At 62.8% G+C, this 21,946-nt stretch carries 23 protein-coding genes and 1 pseudogene; 9 read left to right on the forward strand and 15 right to left on the reverse strand.

Annotation, left to right across the window (positions count from 1 at the left end; genetic code table 11):
• Window positions 1–15: 15 nt before the first annotated feature.
• The 5 genes and pseudogenes from AS156_RS27930 to AS156_RS27945 all read right to left on the reverse strand — a co-directional run bounded on the left by AS156_RS27930 (window position 16) and on the right by AS156_RS27945 (window position 4,238).
• Window positions 16–1,104: a TRAP transporter substrate-binding protein gene (locus tag AS156_RS27930; RefSeq protein WP_066511366.1), complete on the reverse strand. Its 1,089-nt coding sequence runs from the start codon at window positions 1,102–1,104 to the stop codon at window positions 16–18.
• A 221-nt stretch (window positions 1,105–1,325) separates the two neighbouring features.
• Window positions 1,326–2,414: a TRAP transporter substrate-binding protein gene (locus AS156_RS27935; protein WP_066511368.1), complete on the reverse strand. Its 1,089-nt coding sequence runs from the start codon at window positions 2,412–2,414 to the stop codon at window positions 1,326–1,328.
• A 193-nt stretch (window positions 2,415–2,607) separates the two neighbouring features.
• Window positions 2,608–3,459, reverse strand: an 852-nt coding sequence (locus tag AS156_RS27940; protein ID WP_283807947.1) for an Mrp/NBP35 family ATP-binding protein, incomplete at its 5' end; no start/stop codon positions are given.
• 1 nt (window position 3,460) lies between these two features.
• Window positions 3,461–3,744: pseudogene (locus AS156_RS45025) on the reverse strand (iron-sulfur cluster assembly protein); the annotation flags it as partial.
• 56 nt (window positions 3,745–3,800) lie between these two features.
• Complete coding sequence (locus AS156_RS27945; protein WP_066511383.1) at window positions 3,801–4,238, reverse strand: VOC family protein; 438 nt, start codon at window positions 4,236–4,238, stop codon at window positions 3,801–3,803.
• Between the two features lie 210 nt (window positions 4,239–4,448).
• Here AS156_RS27945 and AS156_RS27950 point away from each other — a divergent pair, with 210 nt between their 5' ends.
• The 4 genes from AS156_RS27950 to AS156_RS27965 all read left to right on the forward strand — a co-directional run bounded on the left by AS156_RS27950 (window position 4,449) and on the right by AS156_RS27965 (window position 7,995).
• Window positions 4,449–5,321, forward strand: a complete 873-nt coding sequence (locus AS156_RS27950; protein WP_066511384.1) for an NAD(P)-dependent oxidoreductase — start codon at window positions 4,449–4,451, stop codon at window positions 5,319–5,321.
• 232 nt (window positions 5,322–5,553) lie between these two features.
• Entirely contained in the window at window positions 5,554–7,158 is a 1,605-nt protein-coding gene (locus tag AS156_RS27955) for a sensor histidine kinase (protein ID WP_066511530.1), read from the forward strand.
• A 44-nt stretch (window positions 7,159–7,202) separates the two neighbouring features.
• On the forward strand, window positions 7,203–7,406 hold the full coding sequence (locus AS156_RS27960; RefSeq protein ID WP_066511385.1) for a DUF1289 domain-containing protein: 204 nt from the start codon (window positions 7,203–7,205) through the stop codon (window positions 7,404–7,406).
• A 22-nt stretch (window positions 7,407–7,428) separates the two neighbouring features.
• On the forward strand, window positions 7,429–7,995 hold the full coding sequence (locus AS156_RS27965) for a TIGR02281 family clan AA aspartic protease (RefSeq protein WP_066511393.1): 567 nt from the start codon (window positions 7,429–7,431) through the stop codon (window positions 7,993–7,995).
• Window positions 7,996–8,099: 104 nt separating this feature from the next.
• Here AS156_RS27965 and catC read toward each other — a convergent pair whose 3' ends face one another.
• Both catC and AS156_RS27975 read right to left on the reverse strand, forming a co-directional pair.
• Window positions 8,100–8,390, reverse strand: coding sequence for a muconolactone Delta-isomerase (gene catC, locus AS156_RS27970; RefSeq protein ID WP_066511396.1), 291 nt, complete (start codon window positions 8,388–8,390; stop codon window positions 8,100–8,102).
• Between the two features lie 97 nt (window positions 8,391–8,487).
• Window positions 8,488–10,065, reverse strand: coding sequence for a 4-hydroxyphenylacetate 3-hydroxylase N-terminal domain-containing protein (locus AS156_RS27975; RefSeq protein WP_066511405.1), 1,578 nt, complete (start codon window positions 10,063–10,065; stop codon window positions 8,488–8,490).
• A gap of 314 nt (window positions 10,066–10,379) precedes the next feature.
• On the opposite strand from AS156_RS27975, the gene AS156_RS27980 reads away from it, so the two are divergent.
• From AS156_RS27980 to AS156_RS28000, 5 genes are all read left to right on the forward strand, one after another.
• Window positions 10,380–10,946, forward strand: a complete 567-nt coding sequence (locus tag AS156_RS27980) for an FAD synthetase (RefSeq protein ID WP_066511533.1) — start codon at window positions 10,380–10,382, stop codon at window positions 10,944–10,946.
• Complete coding sequence (locus AS156_RS27985; protein WP_066511406.1) at window positions 10,943–11,467, forward strand: flavin reductase family protein; 525 nt, start codon at window positions 10,943–10,945, stop codon at window positions 11,465–11,467. Before AS156_RS27980 ends, AS156_RS27985 begins: the two co-directional genes overlap by 4 nt.
• Before the next feature lie 75 nt (window positions 11,468–11,542).
• Window positions 11,543–12,412, forward strand: coding sequence for a dioxygenase family protein (locus tag AS156_RS27990; RefSeq protein WP_066511408.1), 870 nt, complete (start codon window positions 11,543–11,545; stop codon window positions 12,410–12,412).
• A gap of 70 nt (window positions 12,413–12,482) precedes the next feature.
• Window positions 12,483–13,661 (forward strand): muconate/chloromuconate family cycloisomerase, encoded by a 1,179-nt coding sequence (locus AS156_RS27995; protein WP_082747769.1) that lies wholly within the window; start codon window positions 12,483–12,485, stop codon window positions 13,659–13,661.
• A gap of 187 nt (window positions 13,662–13,848) precedes the next feature.
• Entirely contained in the window at window positions 13,849–14,760 is a 912-nt protein-coding gene (locus tag AS156_RS28000; RefSeq protein ID WP_066511539.1) for a LysR family transcriptional regulator, read from the forward strand.
• Window positions 14,761–15,001: 241 nt separating this feature from the next.
• Here the strand turns inward: AS156_RS28000 and AS156_RS28005 are convergent, their stop codons facing one another.
• The 8 genes from AS156_RS28005 to AS156_RS43050 all read right to left on the reverse strand — a co-directional run bounded on the left by AS156_RS28005 (window position 15,002) and on the right by AS156_RS43050 (window position 21,710).
• Window positions 15,002–15,739: an ABC transporter ATP-binding protein gene (locus AS156_RS28005; protein WP_245313097.1), complete on the reverse strand. Its 738-nt coding sequence runs from the start codon at window positions 15,737–15,739 to the stop codon at window positions 15,002–15,004.
• On the reverse strand, window positions 15,739–16,482 hold the full coding sequence (locus AS156_RS28010) for an ABC transporter ATP-binding protein (RefSeq protein ID WP_347336649.1): 744 nt from the start codon (window positions 16,480–16,482) through the stop codon (window positions 15,739–15,741). The genes AS156_RS28005 and AS156_RS28010 overlap by 1 nt, the downstream gene beginning before the upstream one ends.
• Before the next feature lie 2 nt (window positions 16,483–16,484).
• Window positions 16,485–17,489 carry a branched-chain amino acid ABC transporter permease gene (locus AS156_RS28015; protein WP_082747770.1) on the reverse strand — a complete coding sequence of 335 codons (1,005 nt, stop codon included), beginning with the start codon at window positions 17,487–17,489 and terminating at the stop codon, window positions 16,485–16,487.
• Window positions 17,486–18,355: a branched-chain amino acid ABC transporter permease gene (locus tag AS156_RS28020; RefSeq protein ID WP_066511416.1), complete on the reverse strand. Its 870-nt coding sequence runs from the start codon at window positions 18,353–18,355 to the stop codon at window positions 17,486–17,488. The genes AS156_RS28015 and AS156_RS28020 overlap by 4 nt, the downstream gene beginning before the upstream one ends.
• A gap of 41 nt (window positions 18,356–18,396) precedes the next feature.
• On the reverse strand, window positions 18,397–19,647 hold the full coding sequence (locus AS156_RS28025) for an ABC transporter substrate-binding protein (RefSeq protein WP_066511418.1): 1,251 nt from the start codon (window positions 19,645–19,647) through the stop codon (window positions 18,397–18,399).
• 240 nt (window positions 19,648–19,887) lie between these two features.
• Complete coding sequence (locus tag AS156_RS28030; protein WP_066511421.1) at window positions 19,888–20,088, reverse strand: hypothetical protein; 201 nt, start codon at window positions 20,086–20,088, stop codon at window positions 19,888–19,890.
• A 62-nt stretch (window positions 20,089–20,150) separates the two neighbouring features.
• On the reverse strand, window positions 20,151–21,146 hold the full coding sequence (dusA, locus tag AS156_RS28035; protein WP_082747771.1) for a tRNA dihydrouridine(20/20a) synthase DusA: 996 nt from the start codon (window positions 21,144–21,146) through the stop codon (window positions 20,151–20,153).
• Window positions 21,147–21,563: 417 nt separating this feature from the next.
• Complete coding sequence (locus AS156_RS43050; RefSeq protein ID WP_160331151.1) at window positions 21,564–21,710, reverse strand: hypothetical protein; 147 nt, start codon at window positions 21,708–21,710, stop codon at window positions 21,564–21,566.
• Between the last annotated feature and the right edge of the window lie 236 nt (window positions 21,711–21,946).

A 21,946-nucleotide genomic window follows, 5' to 3' on the forward strand; every position in this document is an offset into this window, starting at 1 on the left:
AGAAGACGACCATCATCAGGTCTGCGCGTGGCGCGCCATGAAATTGTCGTAGCCGACCTCTGCGACCTGGAACCACTGGTATCCGCTGCTTGAATAAGCCATCAGCGAATCCAGCACCTTCTTGAAGTTGGCGTTGCCGGCCGCGACCTCGGCATGCAGCTCCCTCGCCGCCTTGAAGCTCGCCTCCATGATCGGCGGCGAGAACGCATGCAGCTTGGCGCCGCCGGCGAGCAGCTTCTTCAATGAGGTCGGATTCACCGTGTCGTATTTCGCCATCATCCAGTTGTTGGCGAGATGGCCGGCCTGCTCGAGGATGTTCTGGTAGTACTTCGGCAGCGCATTCCATTTGTCGAGATTGATCATCGCCAGCAGCATCGGGCCGCCTTCCCACCAGCCGGGATAGTAATAATGCGGCGCGACCTTGTGCAGGCCGAGCTTCTCGTCGTCGTAAGGACCAACCCATTCCGCAGCGTCGATCGTGCCCTTCTCGAGCGCCGGATAGATGTCGCCGCCGGCGAGCTGCTGCGGCACGCAACCGAGCTTCTGCATTACACGGCCGGCAAAGCCGCCGATCCGGAATTTCAGGCCCTTCAGATCATCGACCGTGTTGATCTCCTTGCGGAACCAGCCGCCCATCTGGCAGCCGGTGTTGCCGGCCAGCAGCGACGTGACGTTGTAGCTCTTGTAGAAATCGTTGAGCAGCTCCTTGCCGCCGCCCAGCATGTACCAGGCCTGGTTGAGCCGCATGTTCGGGCCGAACGGCACCGAGGAGCCGAAGGTGAAGGTCGGGTCCTTGCCGAAGTAATAGTAGGACGCGGTGTGCCCCATCTCGACCGTGCCGTTCTGCACGGCGTCGAGCACCTGCAGGCCCGGCACGATCTCGCCGGCGGCAAAGGTCTGGATCTGGAACTTGTTGTCGGTCGCCTCTCCCACCACCTTCGCCATAAGCTCGGCGCCGCCGTGCAGCGTGTCGAGCGATTTCGGCCAGCTCGTCGTCATGCGCCATTTCAGCTCGGGCATCGATTGCGCGATCGCCGGCGCCGCAACCGTCGCGGCACCTGCGACGCCCAGCCCCGTGACTTTGATGAAATCCCTTCGCTTCATATCAGTCCTCCCCTTGGTTGTGTCCGCGAGGGCGCCGACTGTTTCGTCGTGATCGCCCGCTTTTCTTGATCGTCGCGATCATCGCGGATCGCGCGCTGCCTTCGTGCCGAGGCTTGGATCCGAGCATGGAACATCCCCTTGCCGAACGCCAGACGCAAAAAGCCCGGCCTTCTCGCGAAGACCGGGCTACTTAAGTCGAAGCGCTAAAGCTTAAAGACGCATCAGCCGCGGGTGCGCGAGCGGATCATGAAGCTGTCGAAGGTGTATTCGGCGACCTGCCACCACAGATACTGGTCGGAGCGGTAGGCCTGCATGGCGTCGATCGACTTCTTGAAGTCGGGGTTCTTGGCCGAGATTTCGCCCCACAGCTCGTTGGTCGCCTTGAGGCAGGCTTCGAGCACTTCGTTGGTGAACGGACGCAGCTGCGTGCCGCCGGCGACCAGCCGCTTCAGCGCGGACGGGTTCTGCATGTCGTAGCGCGCGGCCATCCAGCTGTTGGCGTTGGCGCAGCCATTGCTGAGGATCGCCTGGTAGTTCTTCGGCAGCGCGTTCCACTTCTCGAGGTTACAGTAGGCGTGCACCATCGGGCCGCCTTCCCAGAAGCCCGGATAGTAGTAGTACTTCGCGACCTTCTGGAAGCCGAGCTTCTCGTCGTCATAGGGACCGACCCACTCGGCGGCGTCGATGGTGCCCTTCTCCAGCGCCGGATAGATGTCGCCGCCCGCGAGCTGCTGCGGCACGACGCCGACCTTCTGCAGCACCTGGCCGGCGATGCCGCCGATACGGAATTTCAGGCCGGACATGTCGGCGACTGTCTTGATCTCCTTGCGGAACCAGCCGCCCATCTGGGTGCCGGTGTTGCCGCAGGGGAAGCCGATCACGCCGAACTTCTTGAAGAACTCGTTGCCGAGCTCCTGGCCGCCGCCCTGGTACCACCAGGAATTCTGCATGCGGGCATTGAGGCCGAACGGGACCGACGCGTAGATCGCAAAGGTCGGGTCCTTGCCGACGTAGTAGTACGCAACGGTGTGCGACATCTCGACGGTGCCGTTCGAGGTCGCATCCAGCGCCTGCAGGCCGGGGACGATCTCGCCGGCCGCGAACACCTGGATCTGGAACTTGTTGTCGGTCATCTCGGCGACGTACTTCGAGAGCTGCTCGGCGCCGCCGTAGATGGTGTCCAGCGACTTCGGGAAGCTCGAGGTCAAGCGCCACTTGATTTCGGGGGACGACTGCGCGATCGCCGGCGCGGCAACGGCCGTGGCGGCAGCACCAGCCGCGGAAACTTTCAGAAAATCACGACGCTTCATCGTAAGGCATCTCCTTGAGGGGCGTTTCCCAGTGACCGCAAGCATCTCCTCCGGCAAGGCGATTCAAAGGCTACCGGGGCGCTCTGGCTCGGCGTTTAACACGGAAGCGCCTTCACGGAAACGCGACAATGGCATGACTGCGCCCATTAAACGAAAGTCTGATGACGCAGCAAATCTCTAGGGAAAAGCAGCCTCAAGCCGCAGCGATCGCGCCTTGCAGCTGCTCGCGGACCTTGGCTCCGATTGCGCGGTAAATCGCCGCGTGCGGGCCGTCCGGCTCGCTCTCCACCACGGGGTTGCCGGCATCGGAGGAGGTGCGGATCGCGATGTGCAAGGGGATTTCGCCGAGGAACGGCACGCCCAGGCGCTCGGCCTCATGGCGGGCGCCGCCGTGACCGAAGATATCCGAGCGCGTGCCGCAATGCGGGCACTGGAAGTAGCTCATGTTCTCGACGATGCCGAGCACGGGCACGTTGACCTTCTTGAACATCGCAAGCCCGCGCCGCGCGTCGATCAGCGAGAGATCCTGCGGCGTCGAGATGATGATGGCGCCCTTGAGCGGGACGTTCTGTGCGAGCGTGAGCTGGGCATCGCCGGTGCCCGGCGGCATGTCGACGACGAGCACGTCGAGCGTGCCCCAGGCGACGTCGCGCAGCATCTGGGTGATCGCCGACATCACCATCGGCCCGCGCCAGATCATCGCGGTGTCTTCCTCGACCAGGAAGCCGATCGACATGATCGACAGGCCGAAGCGCTGAAGCGGGATCATCTTCTTGTCGTCGTTGAGCTGCGGCTTCTCGCGGATGCCGGTCAGTCGCGGCACCGACGGGCCGTAGATGTCGGCATCGAGCAGCCCGACGCGCAGTCCGAGGTCGCGCAGGCCGAGCGCGAGATTGAGCGCAGTAGTGGACTTGCCGACCCCGCCCTTGCCGGAAGCAACCGCGATGATCGCGGAGATGCCGGGGATCTCGGCCTGCCGCGACATCGGCGAACCGGCCGCGCCCTGCGGTGGGTGGCGATGCGCTGACGCGGGCGGGACGCCGCCNCCCGCCGGCCGCGGCGGCGCGGCTCCGGCACTGCCCGGCTTGCGTTCCGCGGTCAGCGCGATCATCGCGACGCTGACGCCGGGAATGGCGCGGACGGCATTCTCGGCCTGCGCACGCACGCTTTCCCAGGCCCGGGCCTCCGCGGCATCGACGTTGATCGAGAAGAACACCTTGCCGTCGGTGACCGTGATCGCCGACAGCACATTGGCGTTGGTCAAGGCTGTGCCGCGCGGCGACATCACCTTGGCAAGGCAATCGAGGACCTGTTGTTGCGTCACGCTCACCGCGCATCTCCTAAAGAAGTTCGGATGCGACCCATAGAGCGTTGCGGCGCAAAAGGCTACCTCGCTCCGACGTCATCCCGGCGCTCGGCGGGCGCCGCACCGGCCTCTTCCTTGGCCGCCTCGTAATTCAGCTCGATCATGACCCCATTGGGGTCGTTCACGAAGATCTGCCAAAGATCGCCGCCCGGAACCTGGCGCGAGTCGAACTCCATGCCCTTGGACTGCAGGCGGGTCTTCATCCCGGCAAAGCCCTGGCTGGCAAAGGCCACATGATGGACGACGCCGGAGTCAGGCTTTTGTGCCTCGTCGGTCTTCGAAATATCGACCAGATGCACCACCGCCTTGCCCTCGCTGTACATCCATGCGCCGGGGAACGCGAAGTTCGGCCGCGCGCCCTTTTCCAGGCCCAGAATGTCCTCATAGAATCGGACCGTATCGGCGAGATTCCGGGTCCTGATGTTGAAATGATCGAGCACGCCCACGCTCACGCCCATGCGATACACTCCCTTCTTGTGAGGTTCTTTGAAACTCCCTGGTGGCCCGATCCTAGCATAAAACCGGACCTGCCATCCAACGAAGCCGTTGCCCTCCGCTGCGCAGGGGGTATGGTGCGGCTCCCTCCATGGAAGAAATGCCCCGCCCGCCCCGACCTTGCCGGCGCGGCCTCGGGGCGCGATCACCAAGGCAAATACAAGGTAGCACACATGGCTAAAGTCGCTTTTCTCGGTCTCGGCGTAATGGGTTTCCCGATGGCGGGGCACCTCGTGAAAAAGGGCGGCCATGAGGTCACCGTGTACAACCGGACCGCAGCGAAGGCGAAGGAATGGGCCGACAAGTTCGGCGGCAAGACTGCGCCGACGCCGAAGGCTGCCGCCGAAGGCCAGGATTTCGTGATGTGCTGCGTCGGCAATGACAACGACCTGCGCTCGGTCACGATCGGACCCGACGGCGCATTCGCCGGCATGAAGAAGGGTGGGACCTTCGTCGACCACACCACCGCCTCTGCCGAAGTCGCCCGCGAGCTCGATGCCACCGCCACCACCGCCGGATTCAAGTTCGTCGACGCGCCGGTGTCCGGCGGCCAGGCCGGTGCCGAGAACGGCGTGCTGACCGTGATGTGCGGCGGTACCGAAGACGCCTACGCGGGCGCGGAGCCGATCATCACCGGCGCCTATGCGCGGATGTGCAAGCTGCTCGGCCCGGCAGGCGCCGGCCAGCTCACCAAGATGGTCAACCAGATCTGCATCGCAGGCCTCGTTCAGGGCCTGTCGGAGGGCATCCACTTCGCCAAGAAGTCCGGCCTCGACGTTGCCGCCGTGATCGAAACCATCTCCAAAGGCGCAGCGCAATCCTGGCAGATGGAGAACCGCTACAAGACCATGAACGAGGGCAAGTACGATTTCGGCTTCGCGGTTGAGTGGATGCGCAAGGACCTCTCGATTGCACTTGCAGAAGCCCGCCGCAACGGCGCCACCCTGCCCGCCACCGCGCTGGTCGACCAGTTCTATGCCGAGGTCGAGAAGATGGGCGGCAAGCGCTGGGATACGTCGAGCCTGCTGGCTCGGTTGCAGCGCTAAGATCCGGCTCCGGAACGAACACATGGGCGCGGCCCGGCCGCGCCCATCGGCGGCCTGCAGATCGACCGGTTACCGGGCTTGCCGCGGTCCCATTGCCTGCAAGGCCAAAAGTTAATTTTACTCCCCGTTAACGAGTTTCTTTAGCTCTTTAAGTCATCGCTTAATGATTTGGCGTCACAGATAGACAATGCAAAAAGCCCGCGCGGTTCGCGGGCAGGATTTTGTGTTGTTGATGAGTAATCCCGCAGAAAAGCCTGAAGTTGTACAGCTTCCGGCAGGACCTCAGGTGACGGCGCCGGTGAACAGCCGGCGCATCGCTGCGCAGCGGGTGCGCGAGGCACGCGATCGGTTAACGTCAACCAGTGGAACCCGTCCCGCCTTCGACGCCGAACTCCTCAGACAATACGCCCAGACCCGGATGTCGGCTTCCTACGTCGTCATGCTGCTCGTGGTTGCAACCGGCGTGCTGTTTGGCGTCTGGATGCAACCGATCATCGCCGCCGCGTGGACCTGCGGCATGCTCTGCGTCCATGCCGCGATCATCCGCAGTTGCTCCCGCTTCCTTGCCGAACAGCCCTCGGTCGCGACGACACGCAAATGGCGCACGCGCTTCGTGCTGCTCGACCTGCTCTACGGCCTGTGCTGGACCGCGATCCTGATCCATCCCGCCGGCCGCGACCTCGCCTCCAACACGCTGATGATGTTCATGATGCTGCTGGTGATCGCGGTGTCGAGCATGCTGGCGGCGAGCCTGCCGATCGCGGCGCTCGCGGCGACGATCCCGGTCACAGTGGCGATCGCACTCGATCTCGTGCTGCGCGGTTCCTTCGACAACTACGTGCTGGCCCTGCTCGCGATTGCCGCCGAGGGTTATTTCGCGCTGCTTGCGCATCGCCTGCATTCGACCACGCTGGCGACGCTGGAGGCCCGCGCCGAAAAGGACGCCCTGATCGGCGAACTGGAACAGGCGAAGGCGATCTCCGACGAAGCGCGGCATCGCGCCGAATCCGCCAACGTCGCCAAGTCGCGCTTCCTCGCCCAGATGAGCCACGAACTGCGCACGCCGCTCAATGCGATCCTCGGCTTCTCCGAGGTGATGAAGAGCGAGATCTTCGGCGGGCACACGGTGCCGGTCTACAAGGAGTATTCCGCCGACATCCATAATTCCGGCGTGCACCTGCTCAACCTCATCAATGAGATCCTCGACCTGTCGCGCATCGAGGCCGGCCGCTACGAGCTGAACGAGGAAGCGGTCGCGCTGGTGCATGTCGTCGCCGACTGCCACCATCTCCTGAAGCTGCGCGCCTCCAGCCGCGGCATCACAATCCACGAGGTGTTCGAACACGGTATGCCGAGGATCTGGGGCGACGAGCGCGCCATCCGCCAGGTCGTGCTCAATTTGCTCTCCAACTCGATCAAGTTCACGCCGCAAGGTGGTGAGATCTGGCTGAAGGTTGGCTGGACCGCATCCGGCGGGCAATATCTGAGCGTCAAGGACACCGGTTCCGGTATCGCCGAGGACGAGATTCCGGTCGTGCTGGCCTCGTTCGGCCAAGGCTCCAACTCGATCAAATCGGCGGAACAGGGCGCGGGCCTTGGGTTGCCGATCGCGAAAAGCCTGATCGACATGCACGGCGGCACCTTCACGCTGAAATCGAAACTGCGCATCGGCACCGAGGTGATCGTCACGCTTCCGCCGGAACGCGTGATGAGCGCGCTGGCGCCGATGTCCGAGGACGCGCCGCCGATGCAGCCGGAGCCCATGGAGACGTCGCCGAGCGCCGACCGGAAGCGCGTGCGGCGCAAGTCGATCATGAGTGCCGGCACCGGACTATAGGCTGATGACTTGCACAAACGGCTGAAACCGTTCAACACTGAAGAATGAGCCCAGAAACGCCGTGTATCGCAGTCTGCATGATGGACCCCAGGACGAAGCTCTGCTTCGGATGCGGTCGCACGCTTCCGGAGATCGCGCGCTGGCACAAGATGGAGAGCGCAGAACGGCTGGCGCTGATGGCGTCGCTGCCGGCGCGCATGACGGATGCCGGGCTCGAGCGCATGGAGCCACGTCCGCAGCGCGCGTGAGCGCGATGCGGGGAGGCGCGCGGTGAGCCGCATCCTCCTTATCCTCCTGATGCTGATGGCAACCGCCGGCGCGGTCGTCGCCTATGGCGATCCCAACCAGATCGCGCGCGCCCGGGAAAACATCACCCAGATCCTCGGCCGGAGCAGCAGCCCGTCCGCGGTGCCCGCTCCTGCGGTCGAGATCGCACGCAGCCAAGGCGGCGAGTTCGCGTTCCGCGCCAAGATCAACGGCGTCAGCGCGCCGATGGTGATCGACACCGGAGCAACCTCGGTCGTGCTGACCTGGGAAACTGCGAAGGCGATCGGCCTGCCGACCGAGATGCTCGAATACAATGTCGATCTCGAAACCGCCGGCGGTCACACCAAGGCGGCGCGGCTGACGCTCGATCGGCTCGCCGTCGGCAAGCTGGTCGAGAAATCGGTCCCCGCGCTGGTGGTGCAGCGCGGCCAGATGAAGACCAACCTGCTCGGCATGAGCTTCCTCGACCGACTCGAAAGCTGGGGCGTGCGCTCCGACAAGTTGATGCTGACCGGCTACCCCGAACTGTCGTCGCGCAGCCATCGGCGGCCGCATACGGCCGTCGACTAAAGCGCGATGAGATCAGGTTGAATCGTCATCGCGCTTTAGCTTCTTGTTTGAGCATGATCTTTTCGGAAAACCGCTTCACACTTTTCCGGATCATGCTCTAGCGCCTATCGGTCGTCGTCGTGAATCGACGACGGATGCCGGCACAGCGGCGTGACCCGTATCTCCATGAACGGAAACAGCGGCAGGCTGGACAGGATGTCGTGCAACTCCTGCGGGCCTGACACATCGAATATGCTGACATTGGCGTAGCGGCCGGCCACCCGCCAAAGGTGACGCCAAGCGCCCGTGCGTTGCAGTTCCATGGCGCTGGCGCGTTCCGCCTGCTTCAGTGCATCGGTCTTCTCGACCGGAAGATCGTGCGGAATCCGCACGTCCATCTCGACATGAAACAGCATGACGCTGAACTCCTTCTCGAACAGTGAGGCGACAGGGCAAAACGACCCGGAGCCGCCATGCGATCATGGCGGCTCCATTGGCCTGTCTACCAGATCGTCAGCCCTGCACCAGACCGCGGCTGACAAGGTTGATGTCATCGGGATTGACGAGATCCTTCGCCGTCCACCCCGATACATCATAGTCACTCATGCAGTTGCGCACGAAGTCCTGCATGGCGCCAAGGTCGCCGGTTGCAGTCGCAGCCATCAGCGTCTCGACGCGCAGGTTCTCGTAGTTGCCTGCATAGTTCCGCTCATAGAGCTCGTGCCGGCCGCCGAATTCCGAGCCGACCGCGTCCCAGAGCAACTTGAGCAGCTTGATCCGATCGATGGCCGCATAACCGTTGGAGCCGCGTACGAAGCGGTCCAGATAGGGCCGGATCGCGTCGCTCTCGAGGTCAGCCGAGCTCGACGGCAGGTAGATCAAGCCGCTGGCGACATGACGCTCAATCAATTCCTTGATCCGCGGATAAGCCATGGGCGCAAACACACGATAGGCTAGCCCATAGTTCAGGTTGGGAAGGTTGTATCCCTCGGTCCCCTGCCAGGCGATCGGCGACTTCACCATCGCATCGGCAATGCCATGGAACAGGTTGCGCCAGGCGATCACCTCTCCCACGGCTGTCTGGACACCGCGAAAATCCTTCGACCCGGTCGCCTCGACCGCCATCGAGAACAGGCCGGCGATGAAGTCAAGCTTGACGGCAAGGCGTGTCACGCCGTGCAACGTGAACCGCGGAATGAATCCGGACGCCGGGAAGAACTGGTTGATCTTGTCGACGTCGCCATAGACGAAGACGTTCTCCCAGGGCACCAGAACCTTGTCGAAGACGAGAATGGAGTCGTTCTCATCGAAGCGGCTGGACAGCGGATAATCGAACGGCGAGCCGGTCGCGGCCGCTGTGAACTCGTACGACGAGCGGGCAATCAGCTTGACACCCTTCGCATCCATCGGGGCCGTGAAGATCAGCGCGAAGGACTTGTCCTTGATCGGGATGCCGTAATGCGCGATGAAATTGTAATGCGTCAGCGCCGACCCGGTCGCGACGACCTTGGCGCCGGAGACGATCAGGCCAGCATCTGTCTCCTTCTCGACATGCATGAAGACGTCGCGCACGTCCTCGATCGCCCGATCGCGATCGATCGGCGGATTGACGATCGCGTGATTCCAGAAGTCGAGCCGTTCCTGGGTCCGGGCATACCATTTCTTCGCGTTGCCGGCGTACTCACCATAGAAGCCTGAATTCGCACCCAGGGTGCCGAGGAACGCCGCCTTGTAGTCCGGCGAGCGGCCCATCCAGCCGAACGCAACTTTCTGCAAGTCGGCGATCGCGTCGCGGCCCCTGATCAGATCCTCGGCCGTTCTCGAACCCAGGAAGAACGGATGGGTCAACTGTCCCGAGCCTGTGTCGGTCAGGACGCCGATCTGATCCTTCTTCTCATGAAAGCGGTCGTACCAGCGCGCCACCATCCGGGCCGAGTTGCGAAAGGCGGGATGTTCAGTGACGTTCTTGACGCGCTCACCGTAGATGTAGATCTCTCGGCCGTCCTGGATGCTGTCGAGGAATTCCGCACCGGTATAGACGCTGGTCGTCGACGCGGGCGCATCGGCCCGCAGGGCAGCTGCAGTGGTCATGGACGTATCTCCTCCGCTTGCGTCGCCGGATGGGCGGGCGGTGCCGCAACCATCCGCGAACATTCGTCACGCTCTTGGTCGGCGCGACATCGGACGAAGACCTACGCGCTCTACCGGAGCCGGCGAAAGGTATCACGCAATACCGCGCAGAGCGCCGCAATCGCGCTATGACTACGTGGCGCGGACCTGACGGCAGCGACCTTCCGGCCAACGCGACGCCGTAGCGGACAAAACAACCGCACAACTCGGCAAGGGAGCGAACCATGGGCAAGGATTTTGACAGCTCGGCTGTCGCTTTCCATCGCGACGGGCAATTGGCCCTCGACGCCAGCGTCGTGACGGTCGGCGCGTTTGACGGCGTTCACTGCGGTCATCAGGAGCTGCTACGGCAAACGATTGCGGCAGCGCAGTGGCATGGCGTTCCCGCCGTGGTCTACACCTTCGATCCTCCGCCGAAGGTCTATTTTGGCCAGGCCGAGCCGTTGATATCGTTGGACGAAAAGCTCGAGCGCATCGCAACATTCGCACCAGATCACGTCATCGTTGCCGGCTTCAACCAGATGTACGTGCAGCGCACCGCGGCCGACTTCCTGGCCGAGTTGCAACGCTTGCGGCCTCGTGAGGTGATCGTCGGCGAAGATTTCCGCTTCGGGTCCTGCAAGGGCGGCACTGCCCTGCTGCTGCGGCAACACTTCAACACGCACATTCTGCCGCCCGTGCGCTGCGGCAATGGCGAAATCGTGTCGAGCAGCCGCATCCGAACCCTGCGACGATCCGGCCTTGCGGCCGCCGCGGCCGCGCTCGAAAACTGGAAAGATATCGTGACCGCACCACCGGCCAGCCGATCCGATCTGGTCCAACTCGGGGTGGCAAGCCAATGAACGCCATCGATCCGCGAGAGTTGCGCAATGCCTGTGGTCAATTCGGCACCGGCGTCACGATCATCACGACGCATTGCGACGGACGCGATCACGGCATGACGGCCAATGCCTTCATGTCGGTCTCGCTCGATCCGCCGTTGGTGGCGATCTCGGTCGCCAAGAATGCCAAGATGCTCTCCAACATTCACAAAACGAACCGCTTTGCGGTCAGCGTGCTGGCCGAGGGCACGGAGGATCTCGCCTGGCATTTCGCCGGCAAGCCCAAGCTCGATCTCTGCGACATCTTCGAACGACGCAACGACCTGCCTGTCATCGCCGATGCGGCCGCCTATTTCGTGACTGATCTCGCCGATGCGATCGTCGCGGGAGACCACACCATTTTTCTCGGCCATGTCCGCGAGATGTCGCTGGACCATAGCAAGCGACCGCTGCTGTTTTTCCGTGGCCGCTTCGGCAGCCTCGCCGACCCGCACCCTGCACCACCGCTGCTGGATCATGCCGGCTACGAGTTCATCTGGTGAGAGTGGCCGACAGACGCGATTTCCCCGAGAACAACACGCAGACCACCCAACCGAACGAAAAAAGGAGGAACGACCATGCTGAACGTCAACAAGGACAGTATTACCGATATCGTGATTGGAGCGCTCTCGAATGACATTCCACCGCGCAACCGTCGGATCCTGACGAGCCTGATCCGTCACCTGCATGATTTCTGCAGAGAGGTCGATCTGACCTTCCCGGAATGGTTCGCCGCGTGCGAATTCCTCCGGCGCGCCGGTGATATCTCGGACGAGAAGCGCAATGAGTTCATCCTGATCGCGGACATTCTCGGCGTAGAGGTGCTGGTCGACATGCTCGACCATCGCATCACTGATGGCGAGAGCGAATCCACCGTCCTCGGACCGTTCTACCGCGAGAACCCGCCGATCCTGCCCAAGGGCGCGTCCATCATCAAGAAGACGTTCGACAACGCGCAAACCGTCCGGGTCGCGGGGCGGATTACCGACACAGCGGGACGGCCGATCGAGGGCGTCACGATCGACGTCTGGGAAGACGCGCCGAACGGCCTTTACGACCTGCAGGATCCGGAGCAGCCGGCCTACAATCTGCGCGGCCGACTCTTGACCGATACCAATGGCGAATACGCGTTCGTGGCGCTTCGCCCCGAGCCCTATCCGATCCCCTATGACGGCGCAGGCGGCGAGCTTCTGAAATACATGGGCCACCATCCCTGGCGCCCCGGCCATATCCACTTCATGCTGTCGAAGGACGGCTATCAATCGCTGATCTCGCAGATCTACGATTCCGAGACCAAGTACCTTGACAACGACTCGGTCTTCGCCGTCAAGCAGAGCCTGATCGGCAAGTTCAGGAAGGCGCCGGAAGGCGCCGATACCGACCTCGTGCTCGATTTCGACTTCAAGCTCAAGAAGGCGGCTGCCGAGCAACTCGTTGCGGCGGAGTAGTACCCGCTGCGTCCTGCCAAGCCGCGCTAGGCTTGGCAGGATCATCTCTCGATCCGACAAGTGAGGACCTATGGGGCGCGCCCTTATCGACATCGCCGAGCCTGTGGAACAGATGCGGACGCCCGCGAAGGACACTGCGATCCGCAGCATCGACACAACAATCGTGGACGCCCCAACGCGCCGCCGGCACAGGCTTTCGAACACGGAGGTCACGCATCAGAGCTATGTGCTGGTGCGGGTCCTGCTCGAAAATGGCGTATCTGGAATTGGCGAAGCCTCGACCCTCGGCGGGCCGCGCTGGGCCGAGGAAAGCGTGGAATCGATCCGGGCCACGGTCATGACCTATCTCGCGCCGGCCCTCCGCGGCCAATCTGCTCTGGCGTTCGAAGCCAATGCTATCCGAATGGGCAAGGCCGCCACCCGCAACTATGCCGCCAAGGGCGCGATCGAGTCCGCGCTCCTCGACGCCGCCGGCAAGACGCTTGGCCTTCGGGCCAGCAGCTTGCTCGGCGGTGCGGTGCGCGAGCGCATGGAGGTTATCTGGGCGCTGGCTTCGGGCGACAGCGGCCAGGAGCTGGAGGAAGCCAAAGAGAAGCTTCGACGGCGCGAGCACCGGCAATTCAAGATCAAGTTCGGCTTCAACCGGCCGCAAAGTGATTTGAAGCGCCTTGAAGCCTTGCGTAGCGGCCTCGGTAACGACGTGCGCTTGATCGTCGATGTCAATCAGGGCTGGAGCGAAGCCGAGTGCGTCCGGTTCATGCCTGCGCTGGAAGAGCTGGATGTCGCCCTCGTCGAGCAGCCGGTTTCAGCGTTGCAACTGGAGGCGATGTCCCGCGTTGCCGCGCGGACCTCGATTCCACTCCTCGTCGACGAGGCTGCCTTCACCAAGGAAGAGGTCGCTCGCGCTGCGACGATGGGCTGCGGCAGCGTCTACTCCCTGAAGCTCGTCAAAAGCGGCGGCCTGTTCGAGATGAAGCGCGCCGCGGCGGTTGCGGCTGCGCATGGTCTCGAGCTCTATGGCGGCTGCTTGCTGGAAAGCAGCATCGGCGCGGCAGCGCATCTCGCCGCATTCTGCACGCTGCCGAAGCTCGAATGGGGCACCGAGCATTTCGGCCCGCGAATCCTCGTGGAGGATCTGGTCACCACCTCGATCAAGTTCGACGAATTCGAGATCTGCGTCCCGGATAGCGCCGGTCTCGGCGTCGAGGTCGATGAAGACAAGATCCGCGTCTTCGCCCGCAAGGACTAGGCAGATGGCGCTCTGCCTGCGGACAATTGACAAACCGGGGGCCCACGCCCAGTCTTCGCATCGGAACCATCATCTCACTCTTGCGCCGATGCACGATCGCCACGAAGCCCGGCCGGCCTTCCCCGCAGCTTCCCAGGAAGCGCGCAAGCAACCGTTTGGCTAGCCCGTGACCGGCCGCGACGATGTCATGGATCTCAGACGACTGAGCTATTTCGTCGCCGTCGCCGAGGAACTGCATTTTGGCCGTGCCGCGTCGCGGCTCGCGATCGCCCAGCCGCCGCTCAGCCGGCAGATCGCGCAACTCGAGAGCGATCTCGGCGTCATGCTCATCGACCGGAGCCGGAGCCAGATCCGATTGACCCAGGCCGGCAGCGTGCTGCTGGACCGCGCGCGCGACGTGCTGGAGCGGCTGGATCGAACGCACCGCGAGATCAAGCGGATCGGAGACGGCTTTTCGGGTCACCTGCGCGTCGCCTTCGTCGGGTCCGCGACCTACGGCGTCCTGCCCAATGTGATCAAGGCGTTTCGTTCCGCCTATCCGGACGTGGAGCTCGCGTTGTCGGCGATGAACAACGCCGAGCAGAAGCGCGCCGTGATCCAGCGCGAGATCGATATCGCCGTTGCCCGGCCCTCGCTCGAGGACGAGGAGTTGAAGTCGGAACCGCTGTTGCAGGAGCCGCTGATCCTCGCTCTGCCCGACACCTCGCCCCTGCTCGAACAGCAGGTCACGCGGCTATCGGCGCTGAAGGCCGAGACGTTCATCCTTTATCCGCGCAAGCCGCGCCCGAGCTTTGCCGACCACATCCTCAACATCTGCCTCGAAGAAGGCTTCATTCCCAAATCGCAGGTGCTGGCTCAGGACTATCAGACCGCGATCAGCCTGGTGTCGGTCGGGGTGGGCATCGCATTGGTGCCGAAATCAGTCTCGCAATCGGAACGACCCGGCGTCGCCTATCGCCCCTACGAGGGTCATAATCCCGGGACCGCACTTTCGCTGAACTACCGGCGCGACAACCGGATGCCGCACATCTTCAACTTCCTGAAGGTCGCGCAAAAGGTCACGCGGCGTCCGCGCGAGCAGCAGCCGCAGAACGACTAACGCCGACGGCATGCGTGACAACGCAACGCGGAGCTTCGCGGACGACGACCGGATCCGGATCGTTGCTCCCCCAGGCCACGAGGTGTGGCCTCACACCCGCCGCGTGTGGAAGCGATAGAGCAGGATGGCGAGCGTGATCGCGGCAATCACGTAGAACGTCACGGCATCGGTGTTGGGATGTCCTTCGACGAAAGTCAGCATCATTTCCCTCCTGCTGTGAAGATTGCAAATGTTTCGGGCATCATCGCATCGCGCTCTCGTGGTCGCCGATGGCCCATTCCTTTGCGCTGGCGCCAGCCATCGAGCGGACGCGCTCCTCGTCGTTTGCAAGCTCGGCGGCGCTGCCGTTGTAGATGATGGCACCGTCATCCAACACATAGGCGCGATCTGCGATGCCCAGGCTGACGCGAACGTTCTGCTCGACCAGGAGCACCGAAATCCCCTCCTTGCGCATCGTCTGGATGATCTGGAAGACTTCCTTGACGATCAGCGGCGCGAGGCCCTGGCTCGGCTCGTCGAGCAGGAGAAGTTTTGGATTGAGCAGCAATGCTCGCGCGATCGACAGCATCTCCTGCTCGCCGCCGGACAGCTGGCGGCCGCGATTGTCCCGCCGCTCCGCGAGCCGCGGGAAGGTCTGGAATACGCGCTTGGTGTCCCAGGGGCCCGGCCGCGCGACCGGCACCCGCAGATTGTCCTCGACGGTCAGGTTGGCGAAGATCTTGCGGCCTTCCGGCACGTAACCTACGCCCAGTCCCGCCACCTGGTAGGGCGACATCCGGGTCGCGTCGATCCCGAACAGCTTCACATGGCCGTCGCGTGGCGGGGTCAGTCCCATGATGCTGCGGAGCGTTGTCGTCTTGCCGGCGCCATTGCGGCCAAGCAGCACGACGATCTCGCCTTCGTTCACGGTCAGGCCGACATTGTGAAGGATGTGGCTCTTGCCGTAGAACGTCTGCAAACCCTCAACCTTCAGCGGCATCATTGGCTCTCTCCGAGATAGGCTGCCTGCACCGCCTCGGATGCCGCGATCTCGTCGGGCCTTCCCTCGGCCAGCAAGCCGCCCTGATCGAGCACCGTGATGTAGTCGGCTAGGTGGAACACCACGCGCATATCGTGCTCGATCAGAACGATGGTGTAGTTCCTCTCCTTGTGCAGGCGACGAATGAGCGTCGTGATCTCGTACGTCTCCTGATCGCCCATGCCCGCCGTCGGTTCATCGAGCAGCAACAGGCGCGGCAGTTGCGCCAGCGCCATTGCGATCTCGGTGGTCCGCTGGTCACCGTGGGAGAGCTCGCCGACCAGCCGGTCCGCCTTGGCACCGAGCCCTACCAGCGCCAGCATTTCGGCCGCAACGTCGTTGGCAAGCTTTGCGTCGGCCCGGTTCGGCAGCATGTGCAACGTCTGCCGCGCCGCGACTTCCGCCGCGGTCAGCACGTTCTCGTGGACGGTCAGCTCCGGAAAGACCTCCGTGATCTGGAACGTGCGACCCATGCCAAGTCCGACCCGCAGGTGCGCCGGGACATGCGTCACGTCCTTGCCCTGAAACAGGATTGATCCCTTGGTCGGCGGAAAGTAGCCGCTGATCATGTTGAAAAAGGTGGTCTTGCCCGCCCCGTTCGGGCCGATGATGGCGCGCAGTTCACCGGGCCTGACGGACATCGACACGTCCTTCACGGCGACCAGATTGCCGAAGCGCTTGGTGATGTTGCGAACCTCGAGCATGGTCACACCGATTTGCGCGTGCGCCGCATGCCGAGCAGGCCGCGCGGAAAGAACAGCACGACGATCACGAAGATCGCGCCGACAAAGGACATCCAGTTCACGGTCATCGACGAGATGTAGTCCTGCAGCACCACGAACACCGCGGCGCCGACCAGTGGCCCCCAGAACGTCCGCATGCCGCCCATCACGCACATCACGACCAGATAGCCTGACAGCGAATAGTGCAGCGCCAGCGGATCGGCGAAGTTGTTGAGGAGCGCGTAAAGGGTGCCCGCAAGCGCGGTGAAGAAGCAGGAGATGGAGAACGACAGCCAGATCTGACGTTCGACGGGGATAGCCAGGAAGCGCGCGCGACGCTCGTTCTCCCGGATTGCCCGCAAGGTGTGGCCGAATGGAGAGCGGACCAGCAGGCCCATCAGACCTACGGCGAGGGCGAAGACGGCGAGCAGGAAGAAATAGAACTTGTTGCCGCCGTCGGTGATGTCGAGCGTCAGCGGACCAAATCCGATCGGCTCGCGGTGAAAATCGCGCAAGCCGTCAAAGCCGCCGGTGAAGTCGTTCCAGCTATAGGCGAGATAGTACCAAAGCTGCCCGAACGCGATCGTGCACATCGCAAAGTAGACGCCGCGGCGGCGCACGATCAAAAGACCGAACAGGGTCCCGGCCAGCCCGCCCAGCAGCGTCCCCAGCAACATGGCAAGCGGCGTGCTGTGGGCGAGATATCGCAACGTGAGTCCGGCACCATAGGCGCCAAGCCCGAAATAGGCGGCATGGCCGAAACTCAGGACGCCGGTGAAGCCCAGCAACAGGTTCAGCCCCATCGCGGCAAGCCCGAACACCAGCACCCGCCCGGCGAGCGCTGTGTAACCGCCGAGCAATGGGAGCCAGTAGGGAACCGCGATCAGAATGGCCCAGACGACGGCGAGCATGACCCATTTCGGAACGGCCGGGGTCCGCCTCGTACCAATCGCCCCGGCGGTTGCGCCCGTGCCGATCTCAGCACTCATGCCATCATTCCTTCCTCGCCCATCAGGCCTCGCGGACGAACGAGGAGCACGATCATCATGATGGCGTAGATCACGGCCTCACTTGCCGACGGATAGAAGACGGTCGTCAGCGCTGCCGCGACGCCGATCAGCAGTCCGCCGAACAGCGTGCCGATCAGGCTGCCGACGCCGCCGACAATGATCGCGATGAAGCTCGGCATCAGCAGATCGTCGCCCATATTGGGATTGAGGCCGATCTGCCCGGCGGCCAGCACGCCGCTCAGCCCCGCCAGCAGGCAGCCGAGCGCGAAATTGAACGTCCGCAACAGGCTGATGTTGACCCCGAGCGACGCCACCGTCTCGAGGTCGAGCGTACCTGCCCGGATGCGGATGCCGACTTGCGTGTAGCGCAGGAACGCGAACAGTCCGAGCACCGCAACGATCACGACGCCGACCATGAAGACGCGATACCAGGTGATGAAGAACAGCGTCGGGCTGATCGGCTGCGACAGGAACTCCGGCAACCCGAGCGGCAGTCCGTTCGGTCCCCAGATATAGCGAGCCGCATCCTGCATCACGAAGGCGAAGCCGAATGTCAGCAACAGGCTGTAGACGGGATCGCGGTTATAGACGCGCCGGATCATCAACCGCTCGACCGCAAGACCGATCAGCGCGGTGATGAAAGGCGAGACCAGCAACGCGCCCCAGTAACCCAGCGCCGGCGACAGCGTGAAAGCAAGATAGCCGCCGAGCGCCAGGAAGTTGCCGTGCGCGAAGTTGATGACGTTGCTGAGGTTGAGGATCAGGGAAAGACCGAGCGCCATCAGCACGTAGAACGCACCGATGATGAGACCATTGGTGACGTTGAAGAGTATGACTTGAAACATCCGGCCCTCGGCCCTCGTGAGTGTTCAGCCCGCGGCTTGGATCAGGCCGGCGCCACCATCTTGCAGCCGGTGTCCGCGACCGAGCCCGCGGCCTCCTCGCCCGGAACGAGCGCCGAGACTGCGAAAAGATCATCCGGCTCGCCCTTCGGCGGATGAACCTCGCCGACGAAGATGTTCGGCATCAATTCATGATCTCCGGCACGGTAGCGCACCTTTCCAGGTTGCAACGCGACGTCCGGCGGCAGCTCGAGGTCTTCCAGTGCCTTCGCCATCTTCGGACCTTCAAGTGACTTCGCCTTCTCTGCCGCCAACCGGACCGTGTGCATCCCCACGTATCCGAACCAGTCGCGCGCGGAGGGCGTCTTCTTGGTGGCAGCGCGGAAATCGCTGACGAACTTGACGACCTCAGGCACCTTGGGCTGGTTCCACCACCACTCCATGGTCCACCACCCGGTCTGCGCGTCGGGCGGACATCCCTTGACGCTTTCCAGCTCGAACAGCGCGCCGCCAAGCGCCATTTCCTTCTGCATGCCGAACTGCGTGAATTGCTTCATGCAATTGATCTGCGTGAGGCCGCCCATGTTGTTGAGCAGAACGTTCGGCTTGTAGGCCTTCGCCTTGATCAGCGTCGCGGAGAAATCGGTGTTGTTGATCGGGAGCATGTCGCCCTCGAATGTCCCGCCTGCCTTCTTCAGCGCCTTGATGAAGGCATCCTGCAAGGTGTGGCCGTAGGCATAGTCCGGCGTGATGAAGAACCACTTCTTGCCGAACTTCTTTACCAGTTCCGGCGTGACCGCATTGGCGTCCATCGTCGTGGTGTTGCAGATGCGGAAGACGTTCCACTTGCAGCTCGTTCCGGTGATCGGATCGGTGTGGCCGCCGGGAACGATATGGAAGATCTTTTTCTCGTTGGTGACCTGTGACATCGCATAGGCGATGCCGGAATTCACGTCGCCGAGGATGACCGCGACATTGTCGCGATCGATCAGCTTTCGGGTCTTCTGCACGCCGGTGCCGACATCGTTCGCGGAATCTTCGACCAGGAGCTGGACCTGGCGGCCAAGAATGCCGCCCTTCTTGTTGATTTCGGCTTCGGCGTATCGAGCGCCGTCGACCTCACTTTGCGCCAGCGCAGACAGCACGCCGGTCAGCGGATTGACCATTCCGATCTTGATCGGCTCGTCCGCGAGCGATTTGACGATGAAGGGCGCGCCAATCACCTGGCTGCCGGCCAGAGCGAATCCGGACTTGATGAGCGTGCGACGATTGATCGACACCCGAATCGTAGCCATTCCAGACCTCCCGGTTTTGCATTTTTAGCGGACGTTATTTCATGAAGACAAAGTCACTCCAGCAGCCCCGAATGATCGTGAGGCGATCACGACCACAGATCACGGGCGATTTGACATCGCTGTTTGGAATTGGGCGCGCGAGGCGGCTCTCTGTTTTCCCGCATCGCAAGATGCAGTGGCCGCAGCGCTCCGATGCGGCAGATTGCCCCACTCCTTCCGTGGCACAAATCCACAATTCGTCTAACAGGCTGTTGAAGAAGTCGGTGGCGGCTGAGCGACGCGCCGCAAGATCTGGTCACGCGGCTTCTCGGCGGCATCGTCGCCTTTCGCATCGGTCCGTGCCGGCTCGAATGCGTCGAGAAACTCGGCCAGAATAAACCGGGCGCCGATGCCGCAGGCACGATGGCGGGCTTGCGCGAAGAAGGCGACGAGATGGGCCAAGCCGTCGCCCGCATAATGCAGCAGATATTCGCGGCTTCAGGCTAGAACGGGGCAGCGTCCGTTCAGGCGGCAACCGAGGCCGGCACGCGATCATCGACCAGCGCAATCGCGTCGCGCAGCACGTCCGCACCGGCACCCGGCGTGACGCCGTTCTCCGCCAGATGACGGCGGAACGCACGCGCGCCCGGGACACCGTGGAACGCGCCGACGAAATGCCGCGTGATGGCGTGCAGCCGCGTCCCCTGCGCAAGCTGCGCCTCGATATAGGGCATCATCGCCGCGAACACGTCCTTCATTGCAGCATACGGCGCGGCCTCGCCGAACAGCACGGAATCGACGGCAAGCAGCTGCCACGGCTCCTGATAGGCCGCGCGTCCCAGCATCGCGCCGTCAACATGCGCGAGGTGCTGCTTCGCCTCGGCAACGCTCGCGATGCCGCCGTTGATGATGATGGGCACATCAGGCAACGCCGCCTTCAGGCGATAGACGCGATCGTAATCGAGTGGCGGGATGTCGCGGTTCTCCTTCGGCGATAATCCGTTCAGCCAGGCCTTGCGGGCGTGCACGATCAGCGCATCCGCGCCGGCCGCGATCACCCCACGCGCCAGCACATCGAGCGCGACTTCCGGATCCTGATCGTCGATGCCGATCCGGCATTTCACCGTGACGGGAATTTTCACCGCGCGTTTCATGGCCGCGACGCCCTCGGCGACCAGCGCGGGCTCGGCCATCAGGCAGGCGCCGAAACGGCCATCCTTCACGCGATCGGACGGGCAGCCGACATTCAGATTGATCTCGTCGTAACCGAAGTCCTCACCAATCCTGGCAGCGCTCGCGAGATCCTGCGGATCGGAGCCGCCAAGCTGCAGCGCCACGGGATGCTCGCTCGCGTCAAATCCGAGCAGCCGCGCCCGATCGCCATGGATCACCGCCCCGGTCGTCAACATCTCCGTATAAAGCCGCGCCCGCCGCGACATCAGACGATGGAAGACCCGGCAGTGCCGGTCAGTCCAGTCCATCATCGGGGCCACAGAAAAGAGATAGTCTTGCGATTCCAATGATTTATCCTACACTCTCAATGGGATGAAAGAAGAACATATGCACTCTAAACTAGACGAAATTCCACACGTTTGTACCCGTTTTGACCTCTCAGTGCACACGAAAGCCGGAGTGCACACGCGTGGCGACCTTCACTCAATTGGCATCGGGAAACTGGCGCGTCCAGGTCCGCCGCAAGACCCGTTAGGTGGCCGAGACGTTCCGACGACGCAAGGACAGGGAAGAATGGGCGCTCGAAATGGGGCGCAATATAGATCGCAGTGGATCGTCCAAGCCACGCGCGGTGCGGAACGGTTTGCACGTTTGGCGACCTGATTGACCTTCACGACGAAGACATGCGCGAGGTTGGAAAGCCCCCTCGCCGCTCAAAAGCTGCCGTGATGGCATCGCTGAAGACCGAGCTCGGCGGTGTGAAACTACCCACGCTCAATCGAGAGCGGTTGATCGAGTTTGGAAGAAAGCGCACCAAGCAGGGCGCTGGCCCTGCGACATTGGCGATCGATCAGTCTTTTATAGCGCGAGAATGTCTCGGTGAAGCGGTCAATGACGGAGAGATCAGCCATGGCGCCCTCACCTACTTGCCGCTGCTCGTGCAAATGGCGGAGAGAGTGGGAATCAAACCCACGATTTTTCGATCGTTCGACTTCGAACCACTGCGACTGCTCGTAAGCACTCGCCTGCCTCCGGCCCTCGGAAATTCAGACCCTGCATATGCGCCACAAGCCTGCTCACGTTGTCTGTGACGAGATTTTCTTGATCTCCCGGTGCACACGCCGCCGTTCAACTGATTGTAGAACTT

Source organism: Bradyrhizobium macuxiense (assembly GCF_001542415.1).
Classification (GTDB): Bacteria; Pseudomonadota; Alphaproteobacteria; order Rhizobiales; family Xanthobacteraceae; genus Bradyrhizobium; species Bradyrhizobium macuxiense.